General features: G+C 45.2%; 9 protein-coding genes. 3 read left to right on the top strand and 6 right to left on the bottom strand.

Features of this window, described 5'->3' with window-relative positions; genetic code table 11:
* Both K2P83_RS11535 and K2P83_RS11540 read left to right on the top strand, forming a co-directional pair.
* Positions 1-1,583 (top strand): EAL domain-containing protein (locus tag K2P83_RS11535; protein WP_292929329.1); only part of this gene is annotated, 1,583 nt, incomplete at its 5' end.
* Positions 1,584-1,753: 170 nt separating this feature from the next.
* A complete protein-coding gene (locus K2P83_RS11540; RefSeq protein WP_292929331.1) occupies positions 1,754-2,500 on the top strand; it encodes a hypothetical protein in 747 nt (248 codons plus the stop codon).
* 221 nt (positions 2,501-2,721) lie between these two features.
* Here the strand turns inward: K2P83_RS11540 and K2P83_RS11545 are convergent, their stop codons facing one another.
* Entirely contained in the window at positions 2,722-3,300 is a 579-nt protein-coding gene (locus K2P83_RS11545; protein ID WP_292929333.1) for a PEP-CTERM sorting domain-containing protein, read from the bottom strand.
* A 434-nt stretch (positions 3,301-3,734) separates the two neighbouring features.
* On the opposite strand from K2P83_RS11545, the gene K2P83_RS11550 reads away from it, so the two are divergent.
* The gene (locus K2P83_RS11550) at positions 3,735-5,339 is read left to right on the top strand and encodes an ABC-F family ATPase (protein ID WP_292929335.1); all 1,605 of its coding nucleotides are present in this window, start codon (positions 3,735-3,737) and stop codon (positions 5,337-5,339) included.
* A gap of 128 nt (positions 5,340-5,467) precedes the next feature.
* On the opposite strand, the gene K2P83_RS11555 is transcribed toward K2P83_RS11550, so the two are convergent.
* From K2P83_RS11555 to K2P83_RS11575, 5 genes are all read right to left on the bottom strand, one after another.
* Positions 5,468-6,421, bottom strand: a complete 954-nt coding sequence (locus tag K2P83_RS11555; protein ID WP_292929337.1) for a hypothetical protein — start codon at positions 6,419-6,421, stop codon at positions 5,468-5,470.
* A 191-nt stretch (positions 6,422-6,612) separates the two neighbouring features.
* Entirely contained in the window at positions 6,613-7,050 is a 438-nt protein-coding gene (locus K2P83_RS11560; protein WP_292929339.1) for a GNAT family N-acetyltransferase, read from the bottom strand.
* A 156-nt stretch (positions 7,051-7,206) separates the two neighbouring features.
* A complete protein-coding gene (locus K2P83_RS11565; protein ID WP_292929341.1) occupies positions 7,207-7,332 on the bottom strand; it encodes a hypothetical protein in 126 nt (41 codons plus the stop codon).
* A 531-nt stretch (positions 7,333-7,863) separates the two neighbouring features.
* Positions 7,864-9,441 (bottom strand): alkaline phosphatase D family protein, encoded by a 1,578-nt coding sequence (locus K2P83_RS11570; protein WP_292929342.1) that lies wholly within the window; start codon positions 9,439-9,441, stop codon positions 7,864-7,866.
* Between the two features lie 460 nt (positions 9,442-9,901).
* Positions 9,902-11,620: a Tc toxin subunit A gene (locus K2P83_RS11575; protein ID WP_292929343.1), complete on the bottom strand. Its 1,719-nt coding sequence runs from the start codon at positions 11,618-11,620 to the stop codon at positions 9,902-9,904.
* Positions 11,621-11,765: the final 145 nt, after the last annotated feature.

An 11,765-nucleotide genomic window follows, 5' to 3' on the forward strand; every position in this document is an offset into this window, starting at 1 on the left:
CATCCACTTATACAGGACAGCGTGTTCTCGTTGAGAATATTGAGACAGATCCTAAATGGGAAAAAATCAAACAATACGCCCTACCCCATGGCATGCGTTGTTGTTGGTCTGAACCCATTAAGGATTCCAGCGGAAAGGTTTTGGGTGCGTTCGGCATGTACTACAATCATCCTGCGCTTCCTAATACAGCAGAATTACACGATCTTATCTCTGCAGCCCGGCTTGCGGGAATAGTCATGGAGCGGGATCAAGCTCAGAAACGCATCCAAATACTCGCCTATACCGATGAACTAACCGGTCTTGCCAATCGCGCCGCTTTTTCTCAGCACCTTGCAGAAATCACAAAAACGTCTGCCCGGCATAACCGTCGTTTTGGATTGCTATATATTGACCTGGACGACTTCAAGGCTGTTAACGACAGTCTTGGGCATGATGCTGGTGACTTGCTGCTTAAGACCATTGCAAAACGTTTGGTCAATACATGCCGTGAAATTGATTTCATCGCACGCCTTGGTGGCGATGAATTCTGTATTCTCATTGAAGAAATAGATGATGATTATGCAGCCAATGTCGCGAAACGTTGTCTTGATGCGATAGCGCAACCGATCGAGATGTATTCCAGAAAACTCACACCGACTTGCAGTATTGGAATCGCATATTACCCGGATGATGGAAAAGATCTGTCAGCATTATTAAAAGCCGGAGATACCTCGCTTTACACAGCAAAGGGAAGTGGAAAAAATCAGTATGCTTTCTATAAAGCGGAACTTACCCAACAAGCTGAGCATCGTTTTCATGTTGAGCAAAATTTAAGGAAAGCAATCGAGAAACAACAATTGTCCTTGGTTTATCAACCTCAAATTGAAGTCGATACTGGAGAAATCTTTGGTTTCGAGGCACTGTCACGATGGCATCACCCAGAATTAGGCCAAGTCCCGCCAATTGATTTTATCGCCACAGCCGAAAAAATCGGTATGATTAAACCACTTACTGAATGGGTGTTAAGAACAGCCTGCGGCCAATTAATCGCCTGGAAGAAAGAAGGTTTTCACTCGCTTCGTATGGCAGTAAATATTTCTCCAAGCCTTTTTCTCGATAAAGAGTTTGCGTCACTGATTAAACGTATTATTGAGGACGTAGGAATTGCTCCATCTGAATTGGAGTTAGAAGTGACAGAAAGCGTTGTGCAGACTGACCCACGCAATCTTTCCATATTTCAAGACTTGAAAGACCTGGGCGTTTTACTGGCAATTGATGATTTCGGAAAAGGTTATTCGTCTTTTGCTTCCCTTAAGCACCTTAAAGTTGATTGCCTGAAAATCGACAAATATTTTGTTGACGATATGCTTGTTGATAATCAAGCTCTGACCCTAATTAGTTCGATGATAGAAATGGGACACAAACTGGGATATGGAATCATCGCTGAAGGGGTTGAAAAACCAGAACAACTGAATATTCTTAGAAACCTTGGATGTGAGAAAGTGCAGGGTTATTTGTTTAGTACACCAGCCAATACCGATACAATCTCAAAGTTACTTGTACCCCGTCAGCGCAAATTGGACAAAATGGCGTCAGGCGCATAACCAAGAATTCTTATTCTTTCGAAGCATTGGGTGGTGAATTTGATTTTTCATCCTATCACAATGTAGCGCGATATTTGGATACGATCTTATCGAGACCTACCTATTAATCACTTGATGCAAATGCTGAGAATTGACTCGTATTGCATGAGAAAACTATAGCCGATCCGCACATGTCCATTCCCTTCGAGTATTGGTTGCATCACGCAATTTTCTACGCGTTATTATTTTTAATTCATTTTGCGTGCGGATTATTAGTCATTCATCAAAATTTCAAAGTTAACTACACGCGCAAAATAAATCATTTCGCATTTTTCTTTCTGCCGACTTTACTGTCAACCGTCATTGAGTATCCCTATAGCGCAACAACATTTTTCATCGATGTAGTCTGCGCATTTATTTTTCTGACATTTTTTATAGCACCCTTGCGCAATAAGGTCAGGGTGCTTTCCATAATGTTCTGCTCGTTTGATAGGCCGGAAGATAGGCCATTTACATTGACTTGGCTTTACACACAGTTTATCGCCAGCTACTTGGTACTCATCCCCTTGCTGGCCTACTTCGAAAGCCGCGACATGCTACCGCTCATCATGATCATTATTATTGCCAATGGTATCGGTGACGGTCTTGCAGAACCCGTCGGGATAAGATTCGGTAAAAGAAAATATACGACTTATGCGCTTTTTACCCAGCAAAGATACGTTCGAAGTTATATGGGCAGCGCATGCGTATTCATAACCACTGTGATTGCGATATTGGCATTTCACCAATACTTCAGTTCCACGCAGCTAGTTGCCGCACTACTGCTAATGCCGATCCTGATTACCTTAGCCGAAGCTTTTTCTCCCCACACCTGGGACAGCCCACTCATCTATGCAACCGGGGGCGTTTCACTAATCGGTATTTTTCATTATTTGTAATTCGATGATCAATCGAGACACGTGGAATAATAGCCGTATCAAAAAGCAGCATGATGCCAACCCGGAGCCACCGGATAAAATTTTCTGCATGCTGTCGAACTGGGACCTGATCAATAGCGGACATTACTAATTGGGCTAGCACCCTGCTCAAACGGGGCACCCCCTTGCTTGAAACAAAAACGGGAGCTAAGCCCCCGTTCTGGTTTAAGTCGAAGTCTAAATTAAACTGCTGATTCTTTTCTGCGACGTGCCATAAAACCAAGCAGGCCTAGACCTGCCAAAAACATAGCGTAGGTTTCAGGTTCGGGAACTGGAGCGAAGATAAAGTGATCATATGCCATTCCGGCCCCCCCGATCGAAGAATCATCCAGATAGATGCTGGTCACGAGTGAGAATGCGCTCAGATCAACCAGACCATTTGAAGAATGACCAACCGTACCAAGCAACGAAGCTCCGCTGTATACATTTACGTCAATGTGGTCACCGGAATGCCATCCCGACGTAACAAAGCTAAGGCTATTAACTGCAGTGGAAAAATCAACTCTTAAATCCGCCTCACAGGTAAATCCACCGGTTAGCGCGCAGATTTCATGATCGATACCTGCAGCACGAACATAAATATCGCTACCGAAAGAAGTTATTGTAGCATTCGGCAATACCAGAACGGTGCTACCCTGTGTGCCTATTGGAAGCCCGCTGAAGTCGAGCGTATCTGCTGACGCATTTGCTGATACCAGTATTAAACCTACCGATGAAATAGTTACGAGCTTATCTAATGTACTACGTAATGTCTTGTTCATTTTATATTACCCTCTTAATATGTTTTTTAATTGAATTCAAGTTTAAAGTGCAATGCACTGATTAAAATTACACCTGCACTTGGAGGATAGATAATAGATACCTGCCATTCAATAGTATGTATAAACTTCTTTATTAGTACATATGTCCCAAAATACAATTCGATTATCTGAACTAGAAGCGGCAAGAGTTCTGAATATTCTTTGCTACGCTATCAAAAAAAGGGGCAGATCCATAACTGAGATTACCTATTTTCGCGAAGAATCACCCCAGCCGTCGTTGGGTACAATTGATAGCACTCTCCGATTCTTCGTTTGTAATACGCAGCCCCTTTCAAGCTCATTCTATATTGGAAGTGATTAACACTCACCGTAACCCAAAAAAACCTTTAGAATGTCGGCCCTTCTCTTGAAACAATAACATTCAGGTATACACTTTGATTACAACAGCCAATATCACCATGCAATTTGGTGCCAAGCCACTCTTTGAAAATGTTTCCGTAAAATTTGGCGGGGGTAATCGCTATGGTTTGATTGGCGCGAATGGTTGCGGCAAGTCAACGTTCATGAAGATTCTCGGCCGAGATCTTGAACCCACTGCGGGCAATGTCACGGTTGACAGCGGTGAACGGGTGGGAAAGCTGCGTCAGGATCAATTCGCTTTTGAAGATTGTTTAGTCATTGATACGGTGCTGATGGGACACGCGGAGTTATGGCATGTCAAACAGGAGCGAGACGCCATTTATGCCAATCCAGACGCCACGGAAGAAGAGTATATGCAGGCCGCCGAACTGGAATCTCAATTTGCCGAACTGGATGGGTATTCTGCCGAAGCGCGCGCCGGAGAACTGCTGCTTGGGGTAGGCATCCCCTCTTCCCAGCATCATGGATTGATGAACGCGATTGCGCCAGGATTCAAGTTACGCGTGTTATTAGCACAAGCCTTATTTTCCGATCCGGAAATCTTATTACTGGATGAGCCGACCAACAACCTCGATATTAATACCATCCGCTGGCTGGAAGACATCATCAATGCCAGCAAGAATACCATTATCATCATCTCTCACGACCGGCATTTTTTGAACAGCGTATGTACGCACATGGCTGATCTGGATTACGGTGAGCTGCGCATCTATCCCGGCAACTATGATGACTACATGATCGCCTCGACCCAGGTTCGCGAGCGTATGTTGACCAATAATGCCAAGAAGAAAACACAGATTGCCGATTTGCAATCTTTTGTCAGTCGCTTCTCAGCGAATGCGTCGAAAGCCCGGCAAGCAACCAGCCGTGCGCGGCAGATTGAGAAAATTAAACTGGAGGATGTCAAACCATCCAGTCGCCAATATCCTTATATCCAGTTTGAAGTGGATGACCGGGATAAGCTGCATCGTCTGGCTGTTTCCACCAAAGAAATCAGCAAGCGTTTCGCTGGAATGGATAAGCCTTTATTTGATCATCTAAGCTTTGACATAGAAGCCGGCGAGAAAATCGCCATCATTGGCCCTAACGGAATCGGAAAAACCACGCTGCTGCGTTGCCTGACCGGTGAACTAATCCCCGATTCCGGTACGATAAAATGGCCCGACAAGGCACGCCCCGGTTATTACCCGCAAGATCATGCGGCTGATTTTGAAGAAACCCTGACATTGACCGAATGGATGGATCAGTGGCGGCAAGGCAATGATGACGATCAAACAATACGCGGCACATTGGGCCGGTTATTATTTTCCGGCGATGACGTCAAGAAATCCACCCGCGTAATCTCTGGTGGAGAACAAGGCCGCATGCTCTTCGGCAAATTGATTCTGCAGAAACCGAATGTTTTGCTGATGGATGAACCGACCAATCATCTGGATATGGAATCCATCGAATCACTTAATAGCGCGCTGGAGAAATATACCGGCACTTTAATTTTCATTTCACACGACCGGGAATTCGTTTCCTCACTGGCCACACGAATTCTTGAAATGAAACCAGATGGTATTAATGATTTCAAGGGTAATTATGAGGATTATTTGAGATCACAGGGGATTGAGTAATTTGAAACATGAAGCGAAAGTTGTTCTGTTTCCCTCAGCATATTATTCGTCAAAATTTCAGATACTGAATTTAGAAAATGGCAAATTGAGTAAGGTTGGGATTCCTATCGTCATCCCAACCTGCCGTGCTAATATTTGTTGGCTTTTCTTCCTGTGACTGCTTCTAATCGCGATTTCAACATTTTTTTTAAATCTGTAAAATTCTTATACTCAGGGCAGTTAAAGGCAGCAAGATCGAAGTGTACCTTTGTTCCTTGCTTTCTATAAAGAATTACCCTCCGTCCGAGCGAATGTGCATATTCTATTTCGTAATAAACACTGGGCCGTTCACCGGTTAAGTCAGCAATCAGGAATTCCGAGCTTTCGATTTCTTTGATGATTCGAGCAGTAATCATCTCTTCGTGCTCTATAGCATCCGCCCTCACAGCAGTTATCCCGAACTCACCAAAACAGTTCTTTATGGTTTCATATATATCTTCTAGTTCGTGCTCGCCAGGATCGATCCACATCATTACAAATGCAGTGCCAGGTCTATACTCCGTAGTTACCTGTGGATTCGCGTCGTAATCATTGAAATCAACTGCCGGCGACGCCTCAATTAGATCAATCAGTCCCAAAAGATTAGCAATGTCTTTACCAAACTTACGTTTAGCGAGCTCTGGCTCCAGAGGATTCTCGTCCGACTGACCAGGCGGCTTTACTCCCAAGACACGATCTTCGTCATGAAGTACCTCTGTATCCCACGCATCATATTCGCGCAGTCGTAATGAAGATCGGAGAGCCTTGGTCCAATGACTCAGGTCACGTCGATCGGCCTCCGTAACAAGAACAGAACCCCTTATGGAGTTTGCTATCTGCCGTATTAGCAGCATTAGTTCTCTCTGTAGTGAAATCGACTCTTCCTGTTCGCTGGTCTCAAGATTGTTCCAGTACTTATCCGAATTATACCCGCCAGAGAATAATGGGCTGTCACTACCGTAGTCCACCTTGCCACTAAGGTAATCCACCTGCTGAAAGAATTCATCTGAACGAAACTTTAGCGACTCGACGGAGTCACGAAGTTTTTGTAAGGATAGAGCCATTGGTGTCTCGTATAATGACTAACTACAATTAGACTTCAGAAATGAAGTAATACGTTACGTCAACAGTAACATTCAACACTGAAGAATTCATGACACCTCTCTATTGTCTAAATCGACACGCCGATTAAGCTTTCATCATATCAAATTTTTCAGATCCACAATAAGCAGCGAATACAATTACCAGCAACCAATCATATTATTTCCATCACCGTATGATGTCTCGCACGACCGATCTGACGAAATCCTAATTTTTGATAAAGCCGGCAAGCACCCCGATTGGCATGCAGCACTCTTAGGCACAGGGGGAAATGGTGTGTGCGCGCTCTGACGATCAATTGCCCGATCACTTCCGTGCCGATGCCCTGATGCTGATAGCGAGGATCGATTTGAATCTCATCCAGCCACAAATGATCCACATGCTCATCGACAATGAACATGCCAACATTCTTTTCATCAAGCATAAGAATTTCAATAGGTTTCGATTCCCAAGCTTTCATGAACAAACCCAACTCCTCGGCTTCATCCCAATACCCGAATTCTTGCGTAATCAAATCGCGATAGACAGTATGGTGCAATTCAAGCAACCACTGATAATCGGAATCACGGGCGGGTCGTGTCTGGATATTCATACAATCAATAGTCTTGCAAATTTAAGGAGCCACTGAATAACTGTCATTTCGAGCCCAGCGAGAAATCTATGCTGTTGATCCCCAAAAGATTCCTCACTATACGTTCGGATTGACAAAGGTGGTTACTAAGAGTTCTCCATTAATATTCGCAGGACTTCAGAGGAACGGTTGCAGCCGTAAGGCACTGTGGATTTTGTCACGATGATCCTGGCTCACGCCCGCCACATCGGCATAATCTCTCCAGCGCGAAACCACCTGCTTCACATCGTGCAGAATCGCCATGGCTTGTTCGCGTTTTAAGGAAACACTGATTAATTCGGCGAACGAGATGAAGCACGAGGCGCACGGAACGCAACAACCGAGACATATCAATATGATAGGCGAGGGAATGAGTGCCGCGCAACGAAGTGATTCGCTCGTGCAGTTAATTAATCAGCATTTCCTTAAATTAATAACGGAATAGCGTTTTACATCAAAATAAAACATCTTCTAGCTCATTACTTATTACTCTGATTCTCAATCCATTTTTCCCACCACCCACAATCATATCAGCCAGATTCCGCAGATCTATACGCTGGAAAAACGTGCAAAGCGGAGAGAGATCGGATCGATACGCGCACGTAAATAACTCCTTGCGGATCACTCTTCGTGTCACGTTAGAGCTCGTTGGACCATCAAAAAGCTTAACTTCCTGATGGCCCGCTTAAATGAATTATCGGGTAGCTTTAGGTACGTCGTCTAGAAGCCTGTCGGACTCAAGCAATCGTAGCGCACCGAGTGGGATAACAGATTGACCTTAAGCCTGACAGGCTTCTAGGCCAATGTTACTTTTGTTTTGCTGCCCAGAGCTTTGCCGTTTCTATCGTAGTTCTGCACAACAATTTCTTTATCGACGATATCGATTCGTGTGAAATTATCATCCTGCTCAAAACCATAAGCCTTGTAACTCATGATGACATCGTCATTGACGTCGAAGTTATCGCCCTCCAGCTTGGAATCGTGCACGAAGGATAGAGGATCACCATCCGCAAAGGCCCAGGGCCAATAGAATGCGGAGGACGTGATGCAGAACGCGTGAAGCGGAAGCTGGCCGGTGGTTTTGTGGGTAAAAGTAATCTTTGCGAGGTTGGAACAATGCACGTCACCACTCAGGAAGACGACATTCTGGATATTTCCGCTAACAATAGTTTGAAGCAATTGGCGCCGTGTCTCAGGAAATGCGGCCCACGAATCGTCTTCGCATTTCTTGCGACGGCTACGCTCGTCGGTACCGGCTGTTTCGACTCCGTTTGGAACGAAAATACTCGGCGATACGATGAACTTCGGGCGATCGCCCATCTTCTTCTGCTGCGACAGGAGCCAAGCACATAGAATGTCGATCTGGCCCTGATAATTTGGCGCGCTCGGCTTGGTAGGGTAACCCAGGAGATGATTGTCTTCGAGAACATAATCTTTGTCATCACGGACACGTTGGGTGCGGCTATCCATAACAAAAAATGGGTAGCCATTGCACTCGAATGAGTAGAACAGCTTATCGCCATCGGCGTCTTGAACCTCGCCCCGAGGGCCGTAATTTCTTGGGCAGTGCAGCCATTGGTAGCTCATGTAAGCAGAAATCGCGGTCTGGAACAGGAGTCGTTTGTCCGCGTCTCTGTCCATTCGGCCTTTGACCCAGTTATCCTCGATTTCGTGATCGTCGAGAATCATATAGGTGGGCACTGAACGAAGCAGGGCACGCATATTCGGCGAACTTAATGCCGTCACGTAGCGTTCGTGAAATTCTGACGGGGTGTCGGCTCGCTCGAGTGGAATCTGACGATGTATTTTATCCGCGTAAATCTGGTCGCCGACCATCAGAAGGAACTGCGGTGCATTCTTGGATTGGAACTTCTCGTAAATGGATCCAAAGATGCGGTCCGCCTTCTTTGCAGCCCAGAGGAGTCCAGGGTAACGACAGGAACCGAAAATGAAGGATAGGCCTTTCTCGTCGCTGTCCTGGTAAGTGGTGAACTTGGCTTCGCTTTCCCCGGGAAGCAATTTCAGGTCGCCACATAAGGCTTCCGCTTCGGGGAGCTTCTTCAGCAATTCTTCATCTTCGACGTTCGCCATATCATCGGTGCTGTCGATTGTGAGTGAGCCGACTCTGACGCTATAGGTCGTATTGGGCTTGAGCTTGGTGAAATCCACGACACCTGTGCGATCATATTCCCGGTGAAGGCGCAGATAACAGGCTGACTTGGCGACATAATTACCCTTGGCATCATATAGGGCAGCAACGCCGACAGTACGTCCAGGTGCCTCATCAGACCCACGCATCCAGATACGGGTGGAAGTGCTTGTCGTGTGACCTACGATGGGGCCAACGCTGGGGCTTCGTAGCATATTATTCATGATCAATCCTGTGTGTTTATCCGGGCAAAGTTAGCTGAAGGTGCCTGAGAACAGGCGGATGCACCTCACGCATTGAATTATTCCCGGCAATGCAGTCAATGTGCCTAGAGGTGTATAAGAAAAACAAACGTACTTTTCATTGCAGATGAAAGTACTGAAAGTCAGATGAAATGTCAAACACGCTGACAAATGATCAGGGATTCAATAGATAATTAACCGCGTATTTAAACTATATAATCAATTAGTTAATGAAGATAGTGCTTCCTGATTTGTACACCGGGGTTACGACGGGGTTACATTACGAGAAGTATGAGGCGATAAAAAACCCGTCACAAGGACGGGTTAGTGATTAGCACAATAGCGTATTGTTTATTTTAAATAGCACGCTGTTTGTTCACAACAGGGAATGGAATTACTTTACATTTAGCGACTGATTCGCCAAGCAATCGGCGGATTTCTTTCATACTAGATCAACAAGTACGCGCATTTCGCTGGTTTTGCATTTTTGGCGGTTTTTTATTTCAAATCTCAAAGACCCACGAACGAATTCTGTTGCCAGCACTTTCTCCAGATCATCCAAACCTAATCCGGTGCGATGCATTAATACCGAAACCCGTTGCAGCACTTCTTGAACCGGTTTATTTTCGAGCTTGTCACCGGACACGGGATCATTCAGTGTGACCAAACCTGCATTCGGCGAAAACCCATAGATCTTCCACAGATGATTAAGATCGTTGCTTCTCAGAACGGAACTCGTACCGTAGGTTTGGGTAATCAGATTCCATTGCGAAATAATTGAATTGGCGGTTGTGATTGTTTTAGTCATCGACAATCCCAATGTCTCGGCCGCTTTTTTCTCATCTGCTAATTTCTCGACTGCCAAATCATCGGTCACTCTGCGTAACATCAACAATTCCAAACGGGTCCGACCCAGTTTGGCAAGATAAGCATTAACCTTTGCATAGGGAAGTTCAAAAGGTAAGCACCAAGGAAAAATGCTGCTTGCCGTCAGCTGGTAGGGATTGTCACCAACAGCTTTATCCAGCATTTCCAGCACGATTTCGATATGCTTAATCTCTTTTTCAGAGTTCTCACAACTAAGCTGTAGGGTAGTAATATTGTCACGCCTTAATTCCAACTCATCCAGGGCGGTCTTGGTGCGATTTTTATCATCTCTACATTTCTTTAACTGATTCAGCAAATCAACCAAATAGGCCGACTGGCTCAGCATAGACTCGCATGGTCTGCAATAGCATTCATCCAGATCACCCAACAGGCTAGTCAGGCTCGGAATATTCTTTTTGGCAGAATCGGGGATGTAGGTAATAGGAGTAGCACCCCAGGTATTAACCCAAAGCCAAGACGCAGCGCCAGCCGTGTCGATCATCACAGCATTGCCACCATTCACTAATGGCTCAACGGTATCAAATAAAAATTCAACTCGTTCATGCGCAAACTCTTCGGATGAGGTTGTTCTATTTTCTTTCACTAGTTTATGCGTAGCATCCCGCCCATATGCCAATGCGGCAGCAGGCGATGGAATGCCAGTTTCAACCAATAAACCGGTTATCTCCAAGTTAAGCCCGGCGCGCTGGAATCGTCCAATGTTGAGCAATAGTTTATGCACGATGGGCGTATCATCACCACTCAAATCTTTCAGTGCAACTTCGCCACGCACTATTTTTTCTGCCACGCCGCCTTGTTTTTTGATGAACGCCAAGATTTCTTTCTGTGAGTTATCTGGTAATTCGACATCTCCGGCATCAATTCTCGCTTGCAGTGCTATCAATGGATGCATTTTTTCTACTTCAGCTTGAATCCCCAAAGTAGAACTAGGACTCACAGATGCCTGATCAGCAAAACTCATCCATTCTGTAGTGGGTAATATTGCCAAAGGCGCTATCGAATCCGATTCTTTTCCCAAATCAATTTGGGATGTATTCAGAAGATTGAATAGAGGATTTTGAGGCGCATCGAGCTTAGTCAAATGAGTATTCAGTAGTTTGAAAAGAGCGTCATGACCGGATACCAATTGATAAACCCGCACACCGCGCACAAACGTCTTGATAGAAGCCTCAGATCTAGGGTGATGATCAATCAATTTTAGAAGCGCATCGGCATCATTCAGACCACGTTCTTGAAAAATAGCCAGTGCATCCAGCGCGACAGTCGTTGGCAAAGGCGTATGCGCCAATACTGAGGTGTGCTGTCAAAAATGGAGTCCATGTGTTTAAGCAGCGACTAGATTTGCATAGTATCGCTGCGTAAATTGTGCAGGTGACAGATAACCTAATCTTTCCTGCTTACGCTGCCTGTTATAGAAG

Source organism: Nitrosomonas sp. (assembly GCF_019752415.1).
Classification (GTDB): domain Bacteria; phylum Pseudomonadota; class Gammaproteobacteria; order Burkholderiales; family Nitrosomonadaceae; genus Nitrosomonas.